The 20,949-nt window shown below is 68.7% G+C and carries 21 protein-coding genes; 13 read left to right on the plus strand and 8 right to left on the minus strand.

Going from position 1 to position 20,949, the window contains the following annotated elements:
* Positions 1 to 29 precede the first annotated feature (29 nt).
* From ACFWUU_RS23960 to ACFWUU_RS23975, 4 genes are read left to right on the plus strand one after another with little or no spacing between them, the layout of a single operon-like run.
* Entirely contained in the window at positions 30 to 878 is an 849-nt protein-coding gene (locus tag ACFWUU_RS23960) for a TIGR00730 family Rossman fold protein (RefSeq protein ID WP_380178374.1), read from the plus strand.
* Between the two features lie 54 nt (positions 879 to 932).
* Positions 933 to 2,153, plus strand: a complete 1,221-nt coding sequence (locus tag ACFWUU_RS23965) for a DivIVA domain-containing protein (RefSeq protein ID WP_380179059.1) — start codon at positions 933 to 935, stop codon at positions 2,151 to 2,153.
* The gene (locus tag ACFWUU_RS23970; protein ID WP_380178376.1) at positions 2,153 to 2,593 is read left to right on the plus strand and encodes an SRPBCC family protein; all 441 of its coding nucleotides are present in this window, start codon (positions 2,153 to 2,155) and stop codon (positions 2,591 to 2,593) included. Before ACFWUU_RS23965 ends, ACFWUU_RS23970 begins: the two co-directional genes overlap by 1 nt.
* Positions 2,590 to 3,150: a DNA-3-methyladenine glycosylase I gene (locus ACFWUU_RS23975; protein WP_380178378.1), complete on the plus strand. Its 561-nt coding sequence runs from the start codon at positions 2,590 to 2,592 to the stop codon at positions 3,148 to 3,150. Before ACFWUU_RS23970 ends, ACFWUU_RS23975 begins: the two co-directional genes overlap by 4 nt.
* 191 nt (positions 3,151 to 3,341) lie before the next feature.
* Here ACFWUU_RS23975 and ACFWUU_RS23980 read toward each other — a convergent pair whose 3' ends face one another.
* Genes ACFWUU_RS23980 through ACFWUU_RS23990 form a run of 3 tightly spaced genes read right to left on the minus strand, consistent with a single transcriptional unit; the run spans position 3,342 to position 7,137 of the window.
* Entirely contained in the window at positions 3,342 to 5,450 is a 2,109-nt protein-coding gene (locus ACFWUU_RS23980; protein ID WP_380178380.1) for an alpha/beta hydrolase-fold protein, read from the minus strand.
* Between the two features lie 44 nt (positions 5,451 to 5,494).
* Positions 5,495 to 6,286 (minus strand): enoyl-CoA hydratase/isomerase family protein, encoded by a 792-nt coding sequence (locus ACFWUU_RS23985; RefSeq protein ID WP_380178382.1) that lies wholly within the window; start codon positions 6,284 to 6,286, stop codon positions 5,495 to 5,497.
* A 32-nt stretch (positions 6,287 to 6,318) separates the two neighbouring features.
* Positions 6,319 to 7,137 (minus strand): PaaX family transcriptional regulator C-terminal domain-containing protein, encoded by an 819-nt coding sequence (locus ACFWUU_RS23990; protein ID WP_137258298.1) that lies wholly within the window; start codon positions 7,135 to 7,137, stop codon positions 6,319 to 6,321.
* A 166-nt stretch (positions 7,138 to 7,303) separates the two neighbouring features.
* Here ACFWUU_RS23990 and ACFWUU_RS23995 point away from each other — a divergent pair, with 166 nt between their 5' ends.
* A complete protein-coding gene (locus tag ACFWUU_RS23995; protein ID WP_012923066.1) occupies positions 7,304 to 7,471 on the plus strand; it encodes a DUF3117 domain-containing protein in 168 nt (55 codons plus the stop codon).
* Positions 7,472 to 7,611: 140 nt separating this feature from the next.
* The gene (locus ACFWUU_RS24000; protein ID WP_380178384.1) at positions 7,612 to 9,135 is read left to right on the plus strand and encodes a leucyl aminopeptidase family protein; all 1,524 of its coding nucleotides are present in this window, start codon (positions 7,612 to 7,614) and stop codon (positions 9,133 to 9,135) included.
* 1 nt (position 9,136) lies between these two features.
* Here ACFWUU_RS24000 and ACFWUU_RS24005 read toward each other — a convergent pair whose 3' ends face one another.
* Complete coding sequence (locus ACFWUU_RS24005; RefSeq protein ID WP_380178386.1) at positions 9,137 to 9,994, minus strand: oxidoreductase; 858 nt, start codon at positions 9,992 to 9,994, stop codon at positions 9,137 to 9,139.
* A 103-nt stretch (positions 9,995 to 10,097) separates the two neighbouring features.
* Between ACFWUU_RS24005 and ACFWUU_RS24010 the strand changes: the two genes are divergently transcribed.
* Positions 10,098 to 10,943, plus strand: coding sequence for a helix-turn-helix transcriptional regulator (locus tag ACFWUU_RS24010; protein WP_380178388.1), 846 nt, complete (start codon positions 10,098 to 10,100; stop codon positions 10,941 to 10,943).
* On the opposite strand, the gene ACFWUU_RS24015 is transcribed toward ACFWUU_RS24010, so the two are convergent.
* Positions 10,940 to 11,422 (minus strand): CGNR zinc finger domain-containing protein, encoded by a 483-nt coding sequence (locus ACFWUU_RS24015; protein ID WP_233715096.1) that lies wholly within the window; start codon positions 11,420 to 11,422, stop codon positions 10,940 to 10,942. The genes ACFWUU_RS24010 and ACFWUU_RS24015 overlap by 4 nt on opposite strands.
* Positions 11,423 to 11,486: 64 nt before the next feature.
* On the opposite strand from ACFWUU_RS24015, the gene ACFWUU_RS24020 reads away from it, so the two are divergent.
* Positions 11,487 to 12,167 carry a hypothetical protein gene (locus ACFWUU_RS24020; RefSeq protein ID WP_380178390.1) on the plus strand — a complete coding sequence of 227 codons (681 nt, stop codon included), beginning with the start codon at positions 11,487 to 11,489 and terminating at the stop codon, positions 12,165 to 12,167.
* Here ACFWUU_RS24020 and ACFWUU_RS24025 read toward each other — a convergent pair.
* The 3 genes from ACFWUU_RS24025 to ACFWUU_RS24035 all read right to left on the minus strand — a co-directional run bounded on the left by ACFWUU_RS24025 (position 12,151) and on the right by ACFWUU_RS24035 (position 15,177).
* Positions 12,151 to 13,386, minus strand: a complete 1,236-nt coding sequence (locus ACFWUU_RS24025; RefSeq protein WP_380178392.1) for a hypothetical protein — start codon at positions 13,384 to 13,386, stop codon at positions 12,151 to 12,153. The genes ACFWUU_RS24020 and ACFWUU_RS24025 overlap by 17 nt on opposite strands.
* A 69-nt stretch (positions 13,387 to 13,455) precedes the next feature.
* Positions 13,456 to 14,613 (minus strand): glycogen synthase, encoded by a 1,158-nt coding sequence (glgA, locus tag ACFWUU_RS24030; protein ID WP_380178394.1) that lies wholly within the window; start codon positions 14,611 to 14,613, stop codon positions 13,456 to 13,458.
* 18 nt (positions 14,614 to 14,631) lie between these two features.
* Entirely contained in the window at positions 14,632 to 15,177 is a 546-nt protein-coding gene (locus ACFWUU_RS24035; RefSeq protein WP_380178396.1) for a GNAT family N-acetyltransferase, read from the minus strand.
* Between the two features lie 64 nt (positions 15,178 to 15,241).
* Between ACFWUU_RS24035 and glgC the strand changes: the two genes are divergently transcribed.
* The 5 genes from glgC to ACFWUU_RS24060 are packed head-to-tail and all read left to right on the plus strand — an operon-like array spanning position 15,242 to position 20,949.
* Positions 15,242 to 16,504: a glucose-1-phosphate adenylyltransferase gene (gene glgC, locus ACFWUU_RS24040; protein ID WP_137258290.1), complete on the plus strand. Its 1,263-nt coding sequence runs from the start codon at positions 15,242 to 15,244 to the stop codon at positions 16,502 to 16,504.
* Positions 16,501 to 17,742 (plus strand): kynureninase, encoded by a 1,242-nt coding sequence (kynU, locus tag ACFWUU_RS24045; RefSeq protein ID WP_380178398.1) that lies wholly within the window; start codon positions 16,501 to 16,503, stop codon positions 17,740 to 17,742. The genes glgC and kynU overlap by 4 nt, the downstream gene beginning before the upstream one ends.
* A complete protein-coding gene (locus ACFWUU_RS24050) occupies positions 17,739 to 19,040 on the plus strand; it encodes an NAD(P)/FAD-dependent oxidoreductase (RefSeq protein WP_137258288.1) in 1,302 nt (433 codons plus the stop codon). The genes kynU and ACFWUU_RS24050 overlap by 4 nt, the downstream gene beginning before the upstream one ends.
* Positions 19,037 to 20,542 carry a 2-hydroxymuconic semialdehyde dehydrogenase gene (locus tag ACFWUU_RS24055; protein WP_380178400.1) on the plus strand — a complete coding sequence of 502 codons (1,506 nt, stop codon included), beginning with the start codon at positions 19,037 to 19,039 and terminating at the stop codon, positions 20,540 to 20,542. The genes ACFWUU_RS24050 and ACFWUU_RS24055 overlap by 4 nt, the downstream gene beginning before the upstream one ends.
* Positions 20,539 to 20,949 carry a RidA family protein gene (locus ACFWUU_RS24060; protein WP_380178403.1) on the plus strand — a complete coding sequence of 137 codons (411 nt, stop codon included), beginning with the start codon at positions 20,539 to 20,541 and terminating at the stop codon, positions 20,947 to 20,949. The genes ACFWUU_RS24055 and ACFWUU_RS24060 overlap by 4 nt, the downstream gene beginning before the upstream one ends.

A 20,949-nucleotide genomic window follows, 5' to 3' on the forward strand; every position in this document is an offset into this window, starting at 1 on the left:
CGTTACCGGTCAGGCCATAATCTGGACGTATGTCAGAACCATCGATCCACCCCGACCGTCCCGTCGGCCAGCAGCAGCGCGGGCCGATCGTGATGCGGCGCAAGCAGGTGCAGCACTCCACCTCCGAGCAGCGGCTGCTGGACAGCCGCGGACCGTCGGACTGGGTGCACACCGACCCGTGGCGGGTGCTGCGGATCCAGTCGGAGTTCATCGAGGGGTTCGGCATGCTGGCCGAGCTCGGTGCGGCGATCAGCGTGTTCGGTTCGGCGCGGACCAAGCCGGACGACCCGATGTATGCCGCCGCCGAGGAGTGCGGGCGGAAGCTCGTCGTGGCCGGGTACGCCGTCATCACCGGCGGCGGACCGGGCGTGATGGAGGCCGCGAACAAGGGGGCGTCCGAGGCCGGCGGCGTGTCGGTCGGGCTCGGCATCGAGCTGCCCTTCGAGAACGGGCTGAACGAGTGGGTCGATATCGGAATGAACTTCCGGTACTTCTTCACCCGCAAGACGATGTTCGTGAAGTACGCCCAGGGGTTCGTGGTGATGCCGGGCGGGTTCGGCACGCTGGACGAGCTGTTCGAGGCGCTCACGCTGGCGCAGACGCGGAAGGTCACGTCGTTCCCGGTCGTGCTGTTCGGTACGGCGTACTGGGGCGGGCTGGTCGACTGGCTGCGGAACACGATGCTCGAGGACGGGAAGATCTCGGCCGCCGATCTGGACATGTTCACGGTCACCGACGACGTGGACGAGGCGATCAGCTACATCATGAAGGCGGGCGAGCTCGCCGACGCCGCGGCCCAGGAAGCCGCCGAGGTGGCTGCGGAGGACGTCGACAGCACCTCCGCGAAGGCGCGCCGGCTGGGGTCCGACGGGAGCTGAAATCCCGGGTGATGGTTCGGTTGACTCGGACGGCATGGCACGATCGGACCCGTGATGTGGTTCTTCGGGCTGATCGTCGTGGTGTTGATCGGGGCTGTCGCGGTAGTGGCCTCGGGTCGTTGGGGTGCCATGAGCACGGCGTACGACGACCGGCCCGACATGACCGTGCCCGCACGGCAGGCGCTGACGTCGACGGATATCGAGTCGGCGCGGTTCGCGGTCGGGGTCCGCGGCTACCGGATGGACGAGGTCGACACGCTGCTCGAACGGGTCGCGAAAGAGGTCGCTGAGCGGGACCGCCGGATCGCGGACCTGGAGCGGGCGGTGGCGCCGATCGTGGATGCGCCGGAGGGCGCGGGGTTCACGTCCAAGTCGCGGTACGACGCGTCCGAGTTCGAGGACACCGGGCCGCATCAGCCGATCATGGTCGGCGGGGACTTCCCGGCCGGTGAGCCGTCGAAGGACGAGCCGAAGGACTCGACTGCCGAAGTGCCGCAGGTCGCTGTTCCGGCGGCTCCTGCCGAGCCGGAGACTGAGTCTGCGGTGGCGGACGATGACGAGCCGGAGACGTCCGAGCTGCCGCGGACGAGGCATGAAGCGGCCGCCGACGAGTACGAACGGCTCCAGGCCGAGGCCCGAGCCGTCCTGGAAGCCCAGTCCCAGCCGGTCACTCCACGCCGGACGCCCGCTACGCCTCAGTTCCCCCAGCAGCCGGAGGAGCAGCAGCCGGAAGCCGCCGTCCAGCAGTCACCCGAGCAGGCGCCGCCCGCCGGCGCGCAGGACTCAGCACAGCAGCAGTCGCAGCAGCAGCAATCGCCCCAGCAGTCGGCTGACCTGCAGTCAGCCGACGCGCAGCCGGTGTCGGCCGAGCAGGCCGCTCCGACGCAGCACTGGACGCAGTTGCCGCCGCATGAATCGGCTGACGTGGAGCACGAGCCGGCGGCGCCCGCACAGCACTGGACGCAGCAGGAGCAGTACGTCGTCCGGGAGCAGCAGGCACCACCCGCTCAGCAGCAGCCCGCCGCTCAGCAGCAGGCCCAGCAGCAGGCGCCCGCTCCGCAGGAGCAGTTCGACTCGCGGCAGTCCTCGCAGCAGCAGCAGTCCGCGCAGCAGCAGTCCGCGCAGCAGTCCGGCCCGCAGCAGTCCGCGCATCCGCAGTCCGGCCCGCAGCAGTCCGGCCCGCAGCAGGGTGGGCAGCAGGGTGAGGGGGAGGGGTGGCAGTTCTGGCCGCCGGCGGATCAAGAAGGGGAAGGCGCTTATCAGCGGCCGAGCTGATGAACGGGACGGGGAGTTGTCACGCGGAGGCGTCGGTCGTGCTGGGGCTGTCGCCGGAGGCCGCCTGGGACGTCGTGATGGACTGGGACCGGCAGTCGCGCTGGATGTTGCTGACCCGCGTCTGGGGCACTGAGAACGACGGCATCGGTGTCGGCGGCGGGGTCGCCGCGCGGACTTCTGTCGGTGGCATCGGGTTCACTGACGACATGGTCATCACACACTGGGATCCGCCGCGCGAGTGCACGGTGAAGCATCTCGGCAAGATCGTGCGCGGCACCGGCACGTTCACGATCGCGCCCGTCTCGACCGGCAGCGTCTTCACCTGGGAAGAGGACGTCGACCCGCCGCTCGGCCGCCTCGGCTGGATCGTGGCGCGTCCGGCCTTCGAGCTGATGATGCGGGTCTCCCTCCACCGCCTGACCCGCGAGGTCGGCGCATGACCGTGATCGGCCCGGACGGGCAGCCGCGCTGCGGTTGGGCGACCTCCGCACCGGAGTACATCGAGTATCACGACAACGAGTGGGGCAAGGAGATCCGCACCGATGTCGGCCTGTTCGAGCGGATGACGCTCGAAGGGTTCCAGTCCGGGCTGTCGTGGATCACGATCCTCCGCAAGCGGGAGAACTTCCGTACTGCGTTCGCGCACTTCGACCCGGAGGCGATCGCGAAGTACGACCAGGCCGACTTCGACCGGCTGATGGCCGATCCCGGCATCGTCCGCAACCGGCTCAAGGTCAACGCGACGATCAACAACGCCCGTGCGCTGCTGGAGCTGGACGACGGCGAGTTCACCGAGCTGCTCTGGTCGTTCCAGCCGGCCAAGCACAAGGCACCCAGGACGTTCGCCGACGTACCGGCCACCACACCCGAGTCCGTGGCGATGTCGAAGGCCCTGAAGAAGAAGGGTTTCGTCTTCGTCGGACCCACCACGGCGTACGCGTTGATGCAGGCCACCGGCATCGTGAACGACCACTTGAAGACCTGTATAGCCCGGTAAATCTCGTGCACGTGCAGCTGCCTTCTGCATCTGCAAAAGGCTCTTTGGCGAAACGCAAACACAAACGGCTGAACGAGTTGTGCACCGGGCACTGAACGTGATGAGGTGTTCAACGGGCTCCCCGACTGTCAGGTGGTTGTCCGGCCGTGACTCGCCCGGCCGGAACGCGGTCTGGGAGCCCACCAAACGTTCTACGGCAGGTTGTTCGAGCCGTCTGAAGTGAAGGCTGTCCGGAACACATCCGTTCCGGTCAGCCCACTCAGTTGGGTGCCCGTCGGTGTCGCGATGAGGTAGAGATTCGCCTCGGCGAAGGCGTCTGCCGCGTCGTCGTCCGCAGTGCCGAACTGGCGTGTCCAACTGCGTGTGCGCTCAGGCGAGTACTTCGTCAGCACGCCGTCGAACTTGCCGAGCGGCGTCTCCAACGCGCCGTCGGTGAAGCCTGCGACATAGAGGTTGCCGGCGGGGTCGACTGCCACAGCGGCGGCCTTGTCGTTGGTGGACGTGCCGAGCTGGTCGCGCCAGGTCAGGTTGCCGTCGGAATCGGCGCGGGCGACCAGGAAATCCTTGTCGCCGTTGAGCGTTCCGGCGAAGTCGCCTGCCGTGTAGCCGGCGAGATACACCCCACCGGCAGGGTCCGCGGCCAGCGCCCACACCTCGTCCGCTGCAGACGTGCCGACCTGCTTCACCCACATCGGAGTGCCGTCCGCCGAATAGCGGGCGAGCAGACCGTCCACACCGTCATCGCCGGCGATCATTCCACCCAGATACACCGAACCGTCGGAGACAGCGACCGCCATCCCCTTGTCCTCGCCCGCTCCTCCGGTCTGCCGCAACCACACCAGCCGCCCGTCACCGTCAAGCCGAGCGACGAACACATCCTTGTCGCCCTGGTTCGTCCCGTCCAACGCGCCCTTCGTGTAGCCGCCGACATAGACATCGGTCCCGGACACATTCACCGAGTAGCTGCGATCCGCCACCCCCGGTACGCCGAACTGCGTCAGCCACCGCCGATTCCCGTCGGCGTCGTACTGCGCCACAAACCCATCGTCCGTGGCGTTTCCGGCATGCTTGCCGTCCAGATCGCCGTTCGTGTATCCCGTCACCACAACGCGCCCGTCCGCGTCGACGGCAACGCCGTACGCGCGTTCCGTGCCACTCGTCCCGAGCGACCGCGTCCACTCCCGCGAGCCGTCCGCCCGGTACTTGACCAGCGCGACGTCCGTCCCGCCCGCGTACGGCTGCCCGTCCAGCGCGCCCGCCGCCACCGCCTGATAAACGTTGCCTGCGGCATCAGTTGCGATCCCGCCGGCGCGATCGTCGCCCGCCGTACCGGTGATCGCGGCCTGCATCGGGATAGCCGGCGGCTTGCCGATGTACTGGAAGATGTACTTCGCGCCTTCGGCGAACGTCGGCCCCCACACGTCCCAGTCGTGCCCGCCGTTGACGACGCGGAACTCCGACGTCAGGTCCGGCACCCGGGACGCCTGGTTGAACACGACATGGGCCTCGAAGTCGAGGTCGTGGGTCGCGTCGATCGGCTTCGGGTTCTTGTACTCGTCGTCGCCGACCGCGATGTACAGGTGCGCCTTCAGCCCGGTCGCCGAGAACGACTTCAGCGTCGCCGGCCAGTTCAGCTTCAGGTACGTCGACTCGACGAACGGATCCTTACCCTTGCCGAAGGCACCGAAATCGCGGGTGCTCGAATCGGCCGGCGGCAACGGGAAGTACACCGCCGGGCTCAACGCGATCGCCGCACCGAAGACCTCGGGATGCGCCAGCGAGTACCGCAGCGCGCCCGCGCCGCCCATCGAGTAGCCGGCGATCGCCCGCCCGCTCCGGTCCGCGATCGTCCGGTACGTCGCGTCGATCTTCGGCACGAAATCCCGGAAGAACGCCGTCTCCACCGGCCGCCCCGGATCGGCGCCCTTGTACGCCGAGTCGACGTACCAGCTCGCCCGGCTGCTCCACGGCGCGTCGGGCATGATCGCGATCGTCGGCGGGATCTCACCGGTCCCGATCAACTCGTCGAGCCGGCTCTTCACCTGCGTCCAGGCGCTCATCGAGTCCCCGCGCCCGTGCAGCAGGTAGACGACCGGGTACCGGCGGGTGGACGCGTCGTACCCGGCCGGCAGGTAGACGTTGTAGTTGATGTCCTCGCCGAGCGTTGCGGACCGCGCGGCGGCGGACTTGATCACCCCTGGCTCAGCAGCAGGCGCAGCAGGCGCGGCGTTGGACCCAGGCACGACGAAGCTCCCGATCAGCGTGGCGGCGGTCAGGGCAGGCAGCAGCAGTTTCCTCACAGCTCAGGTTGTAATCGCTTACGTAAACGATTACAAGACCCTGCTCACCGGCCGTTGAAGGTGGGCTTCTCCTTCGCGACGAACGACGCGACCGCGTTGTGGTGGTCCTCGGTCCCGCCGGTCAGCTGCATCTGACCCGCTTCGAACGCCAGCGACTCGGCCAGCGTGTGTGTGGCCGAGTAGTTCACCGACTGACGGACGGCGCCGTAGGCAACCGTCGGGCCCTTGGCGAGCTTCCCGGCGAGCTCGGCGACCGTGGTTTCCAACTCGGCCGCTGGGACGACCGAGGTCGCCAGGCCGAGGTCAAGCGACTCGGCCGCGGGGATGGTGCGCGGGAAGTACAGCAGCTCCAGAGCCTTCGCCCGCCCGATGAGCCGGGGGAGCGTCCAGGAGATGCCCGTGTCGCAGGACAGCGCGATGCCGGTGAAGGCGAGGTTGAACCCCGCGGTGTCGGCCACGACGCGGAAGTCGCAGGCGAACGCCATCGACGCGCCGGCGCCGGCCGCCACCCCGTTGACCGCCGCGATCACCGGCTTCGGCATCTCGGTGAGGGCGAGCGCGATCGGTGCATAGTGGTCCGGCACGGTGCTCCACAGCGCGGCCTCGTCGTTGGCCTGCAGCAGCCCGATGTGCTCCTTCAGGTCCTGTCCGACGCAGAACGCCCGCCCGGTCCCGGTTAGTACGACGACACGTACGGCGGGGTCCTCGGCGGCGGTCTGGATGGTGTCCCGGAGCAGGACCTTCGTCGGCGTGTCGAGCGAGTTCATCGCGTCCGGCCGGTTCAGGGTGATGGTGGCCACGCCGTCCGAGACGGCGTACACAACGGAGTCACTCATCGTGGTCAGCTCCTTGACTGTCGGTGAAAATTTCAGTGCAGTGTCAGGCAGTTGTCGACGAAACGCCCGGCCGCGGGGCCCAGTCGTTCGGCGTGGAAATCGAAGAACTCGGCCGCCCTGGTGCCCGCCCAGTCATCGGGCAGCAGCTCGTCCGGCAGCCCCGGGTCGCGGAACAGGAACTTGCGCCACTCGTGCACGAGCTCCGACCGTACGGCGAAGGCCTGCTCGTCACCCCCGCCGTCACCGGCCTCGTCGACCAGTGACTTCGCCTCGATCAGCCAGGCGTCGTACGACGCGCCGAGCTCGTCCAGTTTCCAGACCCGCCGGGCGAACTCCACGGCGCCGTCGTCGACCGGCGCGCGGAACCGGTCCGCGGCGATCCCTTCCATGCCGAGAATCTGGTCGACCTCGGTGTCGTTGCGCAGCCCGACCCAGGCGCCGTCGGACAGCGGAGCCCAACCCAGGAAGGCGAGTTGGCTCGCCAGTTGCTCGCGGCGACGCGCGTTCGGCACCTCGCGCAGGATGCCCAGATGCCAGTGCCGGTCCCAGTCGCCCGGCCCCTCGGAACCGGTGACCACCGGCGTGCCGTCCGGGGCGGTCCGGTAGATCCGGGCGGCGGCGTCGTCGAGCCGGCGACGCGCCCGGGACGTCAACGCGTACCCGGGTTGTCCTTCGATCCGGACCGGCTCCAGCCAGCCCTGCCGGACCATCCGCGACACGGCGGTCCGCACCGCCGGCGGATGGACGCCGAGCGGCGCGAGCAGCTGGACCAGGGCCGCGACCGGGGCGCGCGCGCCACGCGCGCGCAGGTGGTCGCCGTACAGGTCGAAGAGGGCTGAACGGGCGTGCACAAGACTCGAGTCTGCCGTATGGTGCACGGCTCTGGCCTGGGATCGGGAATAATGGGGTCTGATACACACTGCGATACGCGCCGACGGCGCATCACCGCAACGGCGCCGGCGACGGTTCCCCGCGCGGTGTCGTCGCTCAACACCGACACTGGGAAGGGGTGCGCGCATGGCGGCGATGAAGCCGCGGACGGGCGATGGTCCGCTCGAGGTCACCAAGGAGGGCCGCGGGATCGTGATGCGGGTTCCGCTCGAGGGCGGCGGCCGGCTCGTCGTCGAGCTCAACGCGGACGAAGCGACCGAGCTCGGGAACGCGCTCAAGGCTGTCGTCGGCTGACCAGGTTCTCCCCGGGGTGCCGGGACATGGCCTCGCACTCCTCTGACAATCCTGCGACCCCGGTGGGTGCTGTTTCCGGCACCGGCCGGGGTCGTTACGGTTGCACCCTATTGTGATCAAACTTCAGTGAGGTCCTCCTAGTGGCTCGCCGCAGCAGCAGTTCGTCCCCCTTTCCCAGCCTCCCGGGCGTCGCCTGGCAGCCCGGTCTGCCGGTGCACGGTTCCCCGACCTGGGTGATCGTCGTCGGTGACGAGAGCGGTCTGCCGGCCGCCGCGAAGGAGGCCGGCGAGCGACTCGGCGTCGACCTCGACCGATTGCTCGAAGTACAGCAGGAGACCGGCTTCAGCCCGTCCGCCGGCGCGGTCGCGGCGTACCCGCTGCTGGCCGGCGAGGTGGCCGAGATCGTGCTGGTCGGCGCCGGCGACGGCAGCGCGAAGGACCTGCGACACGCCGGTGCGGCGGTCGCCCGGTTCGGTCGCGGCAAGGACGAGCTCACCACGGTCGTTGCCGAGGGCATCGATGACGCGGCGCTGCAGGCGTTCGCCGAGGGCGTCGTTCTCGGCTCGTTCTCGTACACCCAGAAGACGGTCGACCCGGGCAAGCCCGCGGTCGGCAAGGTCACGCTGACCGACGGTACGCCGGAAGCCCGCCAGCCGGTCGTCGACCGCGGCGTCGTCGTCGGCCGGACCGGTTGGCTCGCGCGGCAGCTCGCGATCACGCCGTCCAACGAGAAGGACCCGGCGTGGATGGCAGCGCGGGCGATCGAGGTGGCCGGAGCGACCGGCCTCGAGGTGGAGGTCTGGGACGAGAAGCGACTTGCCGAGGAAGGCTTCGGCGGCATCCTCGCGGTCGGTCAGGGCTCCACCCGGCCGCCGCGGTTCATCCGCCTCGACTACGTGCCCGACGGTGCGACCAAGAAGACGCCGTACGTCGTACTGGTCGGCAAGGGCATCACGTACGACACCGGCGGCCTGTCGCTGAAGCCGCGCGAGGGCATGGTGTCGATGAAGCGCGACATGACCGGCGGCGGCTCGGTGATCGCGACGATGTCGGCGCTGCGCGAGCTCGGCGCGAACGTCCGGGTGACCGGGCTCGTCTGCTCCGCGGAGAACATGCCGTCCGGTTCGTCGTACCGTCCGGACGACGTGATCCGCCACTACGGCGGCCGGACCACCGAGGTGAAGAACACCGACGCCGAGGGCCGGCTGGTGATGGCCGACGGTCTCGCCTACGCCGTCAAGGAGCTGAAGCCGGATGTGCTGGTCGACGTCGCCACGCTGACCGGCGCGATCAAGGTATCGCTCGGCGCGATGCTGTACGGCGGGATGTTCTCGACCGACGACGCGCTGGCGGACAACCTCGCCGACGCCGGCCGGATCTCCGGCGAAGAGCTCTGGCGGATGCCGCTGCCGGCGGAGTACGAGGACCTGATCTCCACCCCGATCGCCGACTCGGTGAACAGCTCGAAGGGGCCGGGCTCGATCACCGCAGCCCTGTTCCTGAAGGCGTTCGCGGGTGACATCCCGTGGGCGCACCTCGACCTCTCGTCGATCGCCGAGTCCCCGGCCGACCGGTTCGAGTACTCCGTCGGCGCGACCGGCGCGGGCGCCCGCCTGCTGACGACCTGGCTGACCGGCGACCAGCCGACCGCTGGGATCGGCTGAGCTAGCTCCGGCCGATGGCGTCGAGTTCCGCGACGGCGTCGGCCGGCAGGGTCAGGTCGCGGGCCGCGATGTTCTCGCGCAGGTGGTCGAGTGACGACGTACCGGGGATGACGACGCTGGTCGACGAGCGCTGCAGCAGCCACGCGAGAGCGACCTGCTGCGGCGTCGCGCGCAACCGCGAGGCGACCTTCGCGAGGGTCTCGGACTGGAGCGGCGTGAAACCGCCCAGCGGGAAGAACGAGGCGAACGCGATGGTGTGTTCGGCCGTGTAGTCGACCACGTCGTCGTCATCGCGGCGGACCAGGTTGTACAGGTTCTGAACCGTGACGATCGGCGCGATCGCCTGGGCCTCGCGGATCTGGGTTACCGTGACGCCGCTCAGCCCGAGGTGCTTGATCAGGCCTTCCTGCTGCAGTTCGACCAGAGCTGTGAACGCCTTCGCGATCGACTCCTCGCTGCCGCCGTCGTGGGCGGGCGTGCGGAGGTTGACCACATCGAGTACGTCGAGGCCCAGGTGCTCGAGGTTCTCGTGGACCTGCGCCTTCAGGTCGTCCGGTTCCTGGGTGATGTTCCACGAGCCGTCGTCGCCGCGCCGGGCGCCGACCTTGGTCACCAGGTGCAGGCCGGCCGGGTACGGATACAGCGCCTCCTTGATCAGCTCGTTCACGACGACCGGGCCGTAGAAGTCGCTGGTGTCGATGTGCGTAGCGCCGAGGTCGACCGCTTCCCGCAGTACGGCGATGGCCTGGTCGCGATCCTTCGGCGGCCCGAAGACGCCCGGGCCAGCGAGCTGCATGGCGCCGTACCCCATCCGGGTGATGGTGAGGTCGTCGGCGAGGGTGATGGTTGAGTTGGTCATGTCCCTACTGTTGCCCGGCGCATCTAGAACAGGGAGTGCCCCGCTGTTCCTGGTAGTGACAGGACCCAGGCACGCGAGTGGGGTCCGGTCTACCGTGGGAGTCATGGAGAGTACGAACGCGCTGGGCGACTACCTCCGGGCGAGGCGCGAGCAGGTCAAGCCCGAGGATGTCGGCATCCGGAGCATCGGTCTGCGCCGCGTGCCCGGGCTGCGGCGCGAGGAGGTCGCGATGCTGGCCGGCATCAGCTCGGACTACTACCTCCGGCTGGAGCAGGGCCGCGACCGCAACCCGTCGACGCAGGTCCTCGATGCGCTCGCCGAGGTACTGCGGCTGGACGCCGACGCGACCGCCTACCTGCGCGGTCTCGCCCAGGAACGGCCGGCTCCACGACGAACCGGTGAGACGGTCCCGGACAGCATCATCGAGTTGATCGACGGCCTGCCGAACCACCCAGCGTACGTGCAGAACAAGTACACGGACTGCCTCGCGGTCAACCCGCTCTGCGCCGCGCTCTCCCCGAACTACGTCGTCGGCGTGAACCTGCTGTCCGCGGTCCTGCTCGACCCTCGCGAGCGTGAGCTGCGCCGCGACTGGGACGACCTGACCGAGGAAGGTGTCGCGATCCTCCGCACCGAACTCGGCCCGAACGTCAACGACCCGCGGCTGAAGGAACTGGTCGGCGACCTGTCCGTGCGCAGCGAACGCTTCCGGCAACTGTGGGCACGGCACGACGTCCGACCGCGCAAGGGCCGGCTCAGCCAGCTGACTCATCCCGAGGTCGGCGACCTCGATCTCCGCTCCGACAAGCTGACGATCGGCGGGACCGACGGCATGACCCTGGTGGTCTTCCACGCCGTACCGGGATCGCGCGATGTCGAGTCGCTGGCTCTGCTCGGCAGCCTCATCGCCCCCAACCACGAGCTGCCACAGCCCAGCCCGAAGGACTAAGAGCCCTTCCGGGCCCGGTACGCCGCAACCGTCGTACGGCTCGCGCACGCGTTGGAGCAGAACCGGCGCGTCCGGTTCCGCGACTGGTCCACGAAGTAGTTGCCGCATCCGGCCGCTGCGCAGCGCCCGAGCGTCACCGACGGATCCCCGGCCGCGATCAGGGCGAGCTTGGCGGCGATCAGTTGGCCGACCCAACGCTTGGCGGGAGTCCCGTTGCGGCCGAAGTGGACGTGCCAGCCGAGACCGTCGTGGTCGGACAGGTGCATGTCCGGCGGGTACTCCCGCAGCAGCCGATGTACGGCGTCGGGCGCGTCGCCGTCGACCGTCTGCGCCAGCGCCGTACGCACGAGGTCCGGCAGGTCGCTGAAATCCCCGTCGGCCGGCGGAGCGATCTCGTGCTCGGCGAAGAACGCGGCGACCAGCTCACCGTCCTGATCGAGCGTGCCGGTGTTGGCCAGCTCAACGGCCAGCCGCGTCACGTTGCCAATGTAGTCACCGTATTCCACTTGACCACCTACATCGTCGGAATCTAGCGTAGGCGTCATGATAGCTGATGACACCTACACAGCTCGCCGCCTGTTCGTGCTGGGGGAGTGGGATGCCGCGCTCGCCGTACTGGGCCCGGACGGCGATCCCGAGCTGCGGGCCGAGATCGCGGTTGACGGCTGGTTCTTCCGGATCGAGGGGCACGACGAGGCCGAGAAGGCGGTCGCGGCGCTCGATCCCGCGTCGTGGACCGCGCAGTTGCTCACCGGACGGCTCGCCTACAGCCGGCTGCTGTTCCAGCGCGATCCCCGGCCCGACGACCGCGCTGTGTCCGAGGCGGCGTACCGCGCGGCGACACAGAGCGGCGACGAGTTGCAGCGCGGCTGGGCGGAGTACCACTGGGGTGTCTTGCTCGACAACATCGACGAGGACTCGGCCGGCGCCGTTGCGCGGTACGAGACGGCGCTCGAGATCGCGACGAAGTACGGCGACGGCTTCTTCGAGTCCTACATCATCCGGCACCTCGCGCACCTGAAGGAGCCGGCCGAGGGGATCGCGATGCTGCGTCGCTCCCTCCACCTGCGCGCCGCGCTCGGTGCCCGCCCGCAGACCGTCGCCGCGCAGGCCGCTCTCGCAAACGACCTGCCCGATGACGATCCCGAGCGCGCCGAGCTCATCCGGATCTACCGTCCGGCCACGGACGAACTACGCATCGGCTGGCTCAAGCCCACCGGCTGAACGCGCGGATGATCCTCGGGTACGCCGCGTACGCCGTACCGGTGTGATCGACGGGACCCATGCTGTGGACGGTCACGTCGGCGCCGTGGGCTCGCAGTGAAGCGGCGCATGCGTCGGCGTTGGCGGCCACCACGTCGGTGTCCTTCGTGCCGCTGTAGAGGTGCACCGGCACCCGCGGCGTCCAGTCGCAGACCTGGTCGGCCGCACGAAGAGCCCGGAGCAGCCGGCCGGTCGGGTGCTGCAGCTGCTTGATGAACGCCGGCGTGAACAGCTTCTCCGGCGAGTCCGGGAGCGCGGCAACGATCTCCTCATCGGAGTGCGTGCCGTCGAAGAGGCCCTCGACTGTCGCGGCGTACGGCGCCCGGAACACCTCGCGCGGATCGTCGTACAGTCCGACGGTCCGGTTCCACGCGGTCACGAGGTAGCCGAGGTAGAACGTCGCTGTCGGCGGCAGGACGCCGCCGGTGAAGACCGCCGGGAGCTCGCTGCCGAGCAGGTCGTACGGTCCCGCGACGGCCTGGATCGCGCCGAGGCGGAACGAGCCGAACTCACCGCGGCTCAGCGCGTGGCCGAGCGCGACCGACGCACGGCCGCCCTGCGAGAAGCCCGTGAGCAGCACGTCCCGCTTCAGTGCGACGCCGTGCTTGGCCGCGAAGGTCCGTGCGGCGAGCAACAAATCGCCCGATGAGCTCGTTTCGGTCTTGGTGTCGACGTACGGCGGCTTGCCCGGCCCGAGCCCGAGACCGAGGTAGTCCGGAGCAACGCCGACCAGCCCTTGCCCCGCGAACAGAGCCGTGACGAGGCGATCGGTCGAGGTGTCGTCCACTGACGCAGCAGCGGCCTTCGTGGGATTGGTCCCGTGCAGGTACTCCGCGACGGTCAGCGCACCCCGACGTCCGTCCGGCAGTACGACGATGCCGCTCGCGGTCGTCGGCCGCCCGTTGTGGTCGATCGTCCGATAGATCAAGCGGTACGCCGTGACGCCGTACGTCGCAGCTGGTGTGCCAGGAAAGTCGGCAGACGCGGCGTTCAGTTGAGCCGCAGTCAGCTGCGCGACCGGGACCGCCGAGACCAGCGAACCACGAGGAGCGTGGACGCTGGAGACGGCAGCTTCGGACAGCGTCGGCTGACTGACGGCGCCGAACGCCGACAACGGGAACGTGAGCAGAGCAGCGGTCGCCAGCGTCGCGGCGACGGTCTTTGTCAGGCGAGAAGTCATACCTCAACCCAACTCCCGCCGCGGCAGCCGAAGAATGGTGCGGAGCCCCGTACCGGGGTGGGGTTTCTCCTACCCGAGCAGGCTCGTGTACAGCTGCACGGTCCGGTCCGCGACGGCGTCCCAGCCGAACTGCGACACCGCCCGCTCCCGGCCGGCCTTACCCATCTCGTCCGCGCGCGCCGGGTTGTCGACGAGCGCGTTGATCCCGTCGGCGAGGCCGCGTTCGAAGGCGTCGGTGTCGTTCTCGTCGTACGGGACCAGCGTGCCGGTCACGCCGTCGTCGACGACCTCGGGGATGCCGCCGACCGCGCTCGCGACCACGGCGGTCTCGCAGGCCATCGCCTCCAGGTTCACGATGCCGAGCGGCTCGTAGATGGACGGGCAGCAGAAGGCGAGGGCATGCGTCAGGACCTGCCGGACCTCTTCACGCGGCAGCATCTCCGAGACCACGAACACGCCGTCCCGGGCCAGCTTGAGGTCGTCGATCAGCGCGTCGGTCTCCGCCTTCAGCTCGACCGTGTCGGCAGCGCCCGCCAGCAGGACGAGCTGCACGGACGGGTCGAGGCGCGGGCCGGCGCGGAGCAGGTGCGGCACGCCCTTCTGCCGGGTGATCCGGCCGACGAACGTCACGTACGGACGGTTCAGGTCGACACCCAGTCGCTCGAGGACATGCGTCGACGGGTCCGGGTGGTAGAAGTCGGCGTCGATCCCGTTCGAGATCACGTGCACCTTCGCCGGGTCGATCGACGGGTAGCAGTCGAGGACGTCGTCCCGCATCCCGCGGCTCACCGCGACGACCGCGTCGGCCGCCTCGTACGCCGTCTTCTCGGCCCAGCTCGACAGCCGGTACCCGCCGCCGAGCTGCTCGGCCTTCCACGGGCGACGCGGCTCGAGCGAGTGCGCGGTCACCACATGCGGTACGCCGTACAGCAGCTTGGCCCAGTGGCCGGCCATGTTCGCGTACCAGGTGTGGGAGTGCACGAGCCGGGCGTCGCCGACCGCGGCCGTCATCGTGAGGTCCGTGGACAGGATGCGCAGCGCCGCGTTCGCGCCCGGCATCCGCGGGTCGTCCTCGGAATGCGCGGTCGCGCCCGGCCTGGGCTCGCCCATGCACTGCACGTCCACGTCGATCAGCCGGCGGAGCTCGCGGACCAGGAAGTCAACGTGCACCCCCGCCCCGCCGTACACGTCCGGTGGGTACTCACGCGTCAGGATGGCGACCTTCATGCGCCCGACGATAGGTCATCAATCGAGGTGTGTCGGCACCCAGAACCGCAGCTTTCCGTGTCGTTCGTCTTCCAATTCGCCGCCGGCCGCCTCGATCACCTTGCGCGAGCCGACGTTGCCGGTGTCGCAGGTGACCAGGGCCGGCTCGATGTCGAGGGCGGCCGCGATCGGGAGCGACTGGGTCAGCATCTGGGTCGCGTACCCGTGCCGGCGCGCGGACGGGCGGACGCAGTACCCGATGTGCCCGGCCACCTCGAGCAGGGCCGGGGTGAGCCAGTGCCGGATCGACAGCCGGCCGAGGAACTCGATCCCGTCGACGAACCACAGCACGGTCTGGTGCACGAGCCCCGGCGGCAGCTCGGTCGCGGGATCCGCCTCGGCCCTGATCGCCTCGACCAGCCGGTGGAACTCCGCCGGGTCGGCCGCCTGCTGCCGGCTCCACTCCTCGTCGTCGGCCGCGATCGACTTCGCACCCATCCAGCGCTCATGATCCGGACCGAGCTCGTCCCAGGCCGCGAGAAACGATCGGTGAACGGCAGTGGTCGGTACGACGAGGATCGGCATCTTTACAGTGTCGCGACACTCGCAAGCGCTTATGCCCTGGGGTATCCGGAGCTAAGGTGCGGACATGGCAAAGGCGCCCAGAGTTCTCGGAATCGTGCTGGCCGGTGGTGAGGGCAAGCGGTTGATGCCGCTGACGGCGGACCGGGCCAAACCGGCCGTGCCGTTCGGCGGGAGTTATCGCCTGATCGACTTCGTGCTTTCGAATTTGGTCAATGCCGGCTATCGAAATCTCTGTGTGCTCACCCAGTACAAATCGCATTCGCTCGACCGGCACGTCACGCTGACCTGGCGGATGTCGACGCTGCTCGGCAACTACGTGACCTGCGTCCCGGCCCAGCAGCGGCTCGGCCCGCAGTGGTACCAGGGCAGCGCGGACGCGATCTACCAGTCGATGAACCTGATCAAGGACGCGGACCCGGAGTACATCGTGGTCTTCGGCGCCGACCACGTGTACCGGATGGACGCGTCGCAGATGGTCGCCGCGCATATCGAGCGCGGGAACGGCGTGACCGTGGCCGGGATCCGGGTGCCGCGGGCCGAGGCCACCGAGTTCGGCGTGATCAAGACCGGTGCGGACGGGCACGCGATCGACGAGTTCCTGGAGAAGCCGGCCGATCCGCCCGGGCTGCCCGACTCGCCGGACGAGACCTTTGCCTCGATGGGCAACTACGTATTCAGCCGGGACGTCCTGGTCGAGGCGCTGCGCAAGGACGCCGCCAATCCGGCCTCCCGGCACGACATGGGCGGCGACATCGTCCCGATGCTCGTTGCCGAGGGCAAGGCAGGTGTGTACGACTTCCAGGAGAACGACGTACCGGGCGCCCTCGACCGCGACCGGTCGTACTGGCGCGACGTCGGGTCGCTGGACTCGTACCACGAGGCGCATATGGACCTGGTCTCGATCCAGCCGGTGTTCAACCTGTACAACTCCGACTGGCCGATCTTCACCTCGCACCCGCAGCTGCCGGGTGCGAAGTTCACCGACGACGCGACCGTCGGCGAGTCGATCGTCTGCCAGGGCTCGATCGTGTCCGGCGCGCATGTCGACCACTCGGTGCTCGGCTCGAACGTGATCGTCAGCTCGGGTGCGGATATCCAGCGCTGCGTGATCATGGACAACTGCAAGATCGGCAAGGACGTCGTCTTGAAGAACGTCATCCTGGACAAGAACATCGTGGTCCCGGACGGGGTCGAGATCGGCGTCGACCCGGACTACGACCGGGAGCGTGGGTTCATCGTGTCCAAGGGCGGCGTGACCGTGCTCGGCAAGGGCCAGGTGATCGAGGCGCCGAAGGCCGCCGCTGTCGACGAGGTTGCCGAGGGGTGACGGTCGAGACCGAGGCGCTTTCCCTCGATGCCACCGACGCAGGGCACCGGGACCTGTTCGACGTGCCACCGGCGCAGGGCGGTGACTACCCGGAGGTGGCGTACTTCGCCGGCAACTCGCTCGGCTTGCGGCCGAAGGCGACCCATGCCGAGCTGCTCGAGGATCTGGACGCGTGGGCCGCGCTCGGGGTCGAGGGCCATCTGGACGCGGCCAGACCATGGTTGCCGTACCACGAGCTGCTGACCGGTCCCGCGTCTCGTTTGGTCGGAGCGTTGCCGAGCGAGACCGTGGTGATGAACTCGCTGACGGTGAACCTGCATCTGCTGATGGTGTCGTTCTACCGGCCGACGCCTTCGCGGCACCGGATCGTGATCGAGGACGCAGCGTTTCCCTCGGACAGTTACGCCGTACGGTCGCAGGTCGCCTTCCACGGGTACGACGCCGAGGACGCGGTCATCCGGCTGCGTCCGCGACCGGGCGAGGACAGCCTGCGTACGGCGGATGTCGTCGAGCAGCTCGGCGGCGACGTCGCGCTCGTACTGCTCGGCGGCGTGAACTACCTGACCGGCGAGTTGATGGACATCCCCACGATCACCAAGGCCGGTCATGCGGCCGGTGCGGTCGTCGGGTGGGATCTCGCGCATGCGGCCGGGAATGTGCCGTTGGCCTTGCACGACTGGGATGTGGACTTCGCGGCGTGGTGCTCGTACAAGTACCTGAACTCGGGGCCGGGCGCGCTGGCCGGGGTGTTCGTCCATGAACGTCACCTCGGCACGGACCTGCCGCGGTTCGAGGGCTGGTGGAGCACGGAGGCGGCGACGCGGTTCGAGATGACACCGGAGTCGCGGCCGCCCGCGAGCGCCGACGCGTGGCAGGTGTCGAACCCACCGATCTTCTCGATGAGTCCGGTCCGGACGTCGCTGGAGATCTTCGACAAGATCGGCATCGAAGTACTGCGGGAGCGGAGTGTGCGATTGACGGCGTACCTGGAGAAGCTGCTGGCATCTGTGCCGTTGCAGGTGATCACGCCGGCGGATCCCGCGCGGCGGGGCGCCCAGTTGTCGTTGCGGGTCACGGGGATGCGGGCCGGTGAGCTGTCGCGGCGCCTGCGGTTCGAGTACGGCGTGATCGCGGACGCGCGGGAGCCCGACGTACTGCGGTTGGCGCCGGTGCCGCTGTACTCGACGTACCACGACTGCTGGCGGGCGGCGACGGCGTTGGCTGAGGTGATGGGATGAAGGTCGCGATCGTCGGCGCCGGGCTGACGGGGTCGTTGCTCGCGTGCTTCCTGGCGCGGCGTGGATTGACGGTGACGCTGTACGAGCGGCGGCCGGACCCGCGGGTTGCGCAGGTCGAGCGTGGGCGGTCGATCAACCTGGCGATCTCCGAGCGCGGGCTGAACGCGCTGCGGAAGATCGGGCTGGTCGACGAGGTGATGGCGGATGCGCTGCCGATGAAGGGCCGGATGATTCATCCGGTCACTGGGGCGCTGGACTTCCAGGCGTACTCGGCGTCGGGGGATCGGGCGATCAACTCGATCAGCCGGGGTGCGTTGAACAACGCGCTGCTGACGGCGGCGGTCGCTGCTGATGGTGTGTCGGTGGAGTTCGAACATCGGTTGGTGGAGCTGGATTCCGCCGTCGGGCGGATGGTGTTCGCTACGCCGGCCGGGAAGGTGTCGGTTGAGGCCGACGTCGTACTCGGGGCCGATGGCGCCGGGTCGGCGGTGCGGGAGCAGTTGCTTGCCGAGGGCATCGTTGCGGAGAACGTCGACTTCCTCGACTACGGCTACAAGGAGCTGTCGATCCCGGCGGTTGACGGCGAGTTCGCGCTGGATCCGGGTGCGTTGCACATCTGGCCGCGCGGTACGTCGATGATGATCGCGCTGCCGAACCCGGACAAGTCGTTCACCTGCACGTTGTTCTGGCCGGCCGGTTCGTTCGACGCGCTCACGTCGGCGTCGGGGATCGAGGACCATTTCCGGATCAACTACCCGGATCTGTTGCCGCTGGCACCGAACTTGGTCGACGACTATCTGAACAATCCCGTCGGCGTGCTCGGCACGGTCCACACGCTGCCGTGGCAGGCCCACGGTCGTACTGCGTTGCTCGGCGATGCGGCACACGCGATCGTGCCGTTCTACGGGCAGGGTGCGAACTGCGCGTTCGAGGACGTGGTCGAGCTGGACCGCTGCCTGGACGACACCGGCGGCTCGTGGGCCCGCGCGCTACCCCTCTTCGAAGCCCGCCGCCGCGAGAACACCGAAGCAATCGCCGAGATGGCGTTAGCCAACTTCGTCGAAATGCGGGACAAGGTCGCCTCCCCGGTCTTCCGCCTGCAAAAACAGATAGAACACACCCTCGAACGCCTCCTCCCCGGCACCTACGTCTCCCGCTACGAACTCGTCTCCTTCTCCACCACCCCGTACGCCGAAGTCCAACACCGAGTCCACCGCCAACACCAGCTGCTCGGCGCCGCAGCCGTGGCGGCCGCGGGCGTGCTGTTCGCTGTCACCCGATCACGAGCCCGCCGATGAACGACCTCTGGTCCTCCGAGTTGCTGACGGGACAGCCCTCGTTGGTGGGGTTGTTGCGGCACTTCGTTGGTGGGGAGTTCGTGGAGAGTGCATCGCGGTTTGCGAAGGTTTCGCCGGTGACGGGGGAGCAGATCTTCGACGTGTGTGAGGCGGATGAGCCCACGGTTGACGCGGCGGTTGCTGCTGCTCGGGCCGCGTTGCGGGGGCCGTGGGGGCGGATGAGTGAGCAGGAGCGGGCCGTCGTGCTGCGGCGGGTTGCGGACGAGTTGGAGCGGCGGTTCGAGGACCTGGTTGCAGCGGAGGTGGGCGACACCGGGAAGTCGATCAGCCAAGCCCGGACGCTCGACATCCCGCGCGGCGCGGCCAACTTCCGCGCCTTCGCCGACTTCGCGACGACGATCCCGACCGAGTCGTACACAACCGTCCTCCCCGACGGACGCCGAGCGCTGAACTACGCCGTACGCAAACCCGTCGGCGTCGTCGCGATCGTCGTGCCGTGGAACCTTCCGCTGCTCCTCCTGACCTGGAAGGTCGCACCGGCGCTTGCCTGTGGCAACGCCGTGGTCGTGAAACCGTCCGAGGAGACGCCCTCATCGGCGACCGTGCTGGCCGAGGTGATGGCCGACGCCGGCGTACCTCCCGGAGTCTTCAACCTGGTCCACGGCTTCGGCCCGTCATCCGCGGGGGAGTACCTGACCCGCCACCCCGGAGTGGACGCGATCACTTTCACCGGCGAGTCCGCCACCGGTACGTCGATTGCCAAGGTCGCCGCCGACCGGGTGAAGGCAGTGTCCTTCGAGCTCGGTGGGAAGAACGCCGGCCTGATCTTCGCCGACTGCGACCTCGACGCGGCCGTCGAGGGATCGGTCCGCTCGGTCTTCACCAACGGCGGCCAGGTGTGTCTCTGCACCGAACGCCTGTACGTCGAACGCCCGATCTTCAACGAGTTCACTGAGCGACTGGCTGCCCGCGCCGCCGAGCTGACCTACGGCTGGCCTGCCGACGAGGCCACGATGAACATGCCCCTCATCTCCAAACAACACCGCGACAAGGTCCTCTCGTACTACGCCCTCGCCCGGACCGAAGGCGCCGAGGTCCTCACCGGCGGCGGCGTACCCACCTTCGGCGACGCCCGCGACGGCGGTTGCTACGTACAACCAACCGTGGTCACCGGCCTCCCGCCTGACGCGCGCACCAATCGCGAGGAAATCTTCGGCCCGATCTGCCACGTCGCACCCTTCGACACCGACGAGGAAGCGTTCGCCCTCGCCAACGACAGCGACTACGGGCTCGCGGCAACCGTCTGGACCCGCGACGTGGGTCGCGCCCACCGCTCCGGCGCCGCCCTCGACGTGGGCCTGTGCTGGGTCAACACCTGGTTCCTCCGCGACCTCCGCACGCCCTTCGGCGGAGTCAAGTTGTCAGGCGTCGGCCGCGAGGGCGGCCGGCATTCGGTGGACTTCTACACCGAGACGACGAACGTCTGCGTGGAGCTGTCATGACCGTCGTCCCCGGGAAAGCCACGCCCCGCGGCCGCTTCCCGCACGTGAAGGTGTCCAACGGATTCGCGTTCGTGTCCGGTACGTCGAGCCGGCGGCCGGACAACTCGATCGCCGGGGCCTCGGTGGACCCGATGGGGACCGTCTCGTTGGACATCAAGGTGCAGACGCGGGCGGTGCTGGAGAACATCCGCGACGTGCTCGCCGCCGTCGGGGCCGGGCTCGAGGATCTGGTCAGCGTGACGACGTACCTGGTGTCGATGAACGACTTCGGCGGGTACAACGAGGTCTATGGTGAGTTCTTCGACGAGTCCGGGCCGGCTCGGACGACTGTCGCAGTACATCAGCTGCCGCATCCCCAGCTGCTGATCGAAATTCAGGCCGTAGCGGCGATCCCGCAAAGGAGCTAG

It is taken from the genome of Kribbella sp. NPDC058693, assembly GCF_042715335.1.
GTDB lineage: Bacteria > Actinomycetota > Actinomycetes > Propionibacteriales > Kribbellaceae > Kribbella > Kribbella jiaozuonensis.

Excerpts from the sequence above, each read along its gene's own strand:
- ACFWUU_RS23960 (WP_380178374.1), top strand. The coding sequence starts at position 30 with ATGTCAGAACCATCGATCCACCCCGACCGTCCCGTCGGCCAGCAGCAG.
- ACFWUU_RS23965 (WP_380179059.1), top strand. The coding sequence starts at position 933 with ATGTGGTTCTTCGGGCTGATCGTCGTGGTGTTGATCGGGGCTGTCGCG.
- ACFWUU_RS23970 (WP_380178376.1), top strand. The coding sequence starts at position 2,153 with ATGAACGGGACGGGGAGTTGTCACGCGGAGGCGTCGGTCGTGCTGGGG.
- ACFWUU_RS23975 (WP_380178378.1), top strand. The coding sequence starts at position 2,590 with ATGACCGTGATCGGCCCGGACGGGCAGCCGCGCTGCGGTTGGGCGACC.
- ACFWUU_RS23985 (WP_380178382.1), bottom strand. The coding sequence starts at position 6,286 with ATGAGTGACTCCGTTGTGTACGCCGTCTCGGACGGCGTGGCCACCATC.
- ACFWUU_RS23995 (WP_012923066.1), top strand. The coding sequence starts at position 7,304 with ATGGCGGCGATGAAGCCGCGGACGGGCGATGGTCCGCTCGAGGTCACC.
- ACFWUU_RS24005 (WP_380178386.1), bottom strand. The coding sequence starts at position 9,994 with ATGACCAACTCAACCATCACCCTCGCCGACGACCTCACCATCACCCGG.
- ACFWUU_RS24010 (WP_380178388.1), top strand. The coding sequence starts at position 10,098 with ATGGAGAGTACGAACGCGCTGGGCGACTACCTCCGGGCGAGGCGCGAG.
- ACFWUU_RS24020 (WP_380178390.1), top strand. The coding sequence starts at position 11,487 with ATGATAGCTGATGACACCTACACAGCTCGCCGCCTGTTCGTGCTGGGG.
- ACFWUU_RS24025 (WP_380178392.1), bottom strand. The coding sequence starts at position 13,386 with ATGACTTCTCGCCTGACAAAGACCGTCGCCGCGACGCTGGCGACCGCT.
- glgA (WP_380178394.1), bottom strand. The coding sequence starts at position 14,613 with ATGAAGGTCGCCATCCTGACGCGTGAGTACCCACCGGACGTGTACGGC.
- ACFWUU_RS24035 (WP_380178396.1), bottom strand. The coding sequence starts at position 15,177 with ATGCCGATCCTCGTCGTACCGACCACTGCCGTTCACCGATCGTTTCTC.
- glgC (WP_137258290.1), top strand. The coding sequence starts at position 15,242 with ATGGCAAAGGCGCCCAGAGTTCTCGGAATCGTGCTGGCCGGTGGTGAG.
- ACFWUU_RS24050 (WP_137258288.1), top strand. The coding sequence starts at position 17,739 with ATGAAGGTCGCGATCGTCGGCGCCGGGCTGACGGGGTCGTTGCTCGCG.
- ACFWUU_RS24055 (WP_380178400.1), top strand. The coding sequence starts at position 19,037 with ATGAACGACCTCTGGTCCTCCGAGTTGCTGACGGGACAGCCCTCGTTG.
- ACFWUU_RS24060 (WP_380178403.1), top strand. The coding sequence starts at position 20,539 with ATGACCGTCGTCCCCGGGAAAGCCACGCCCCGCGGCCGCTTCCCGCAC.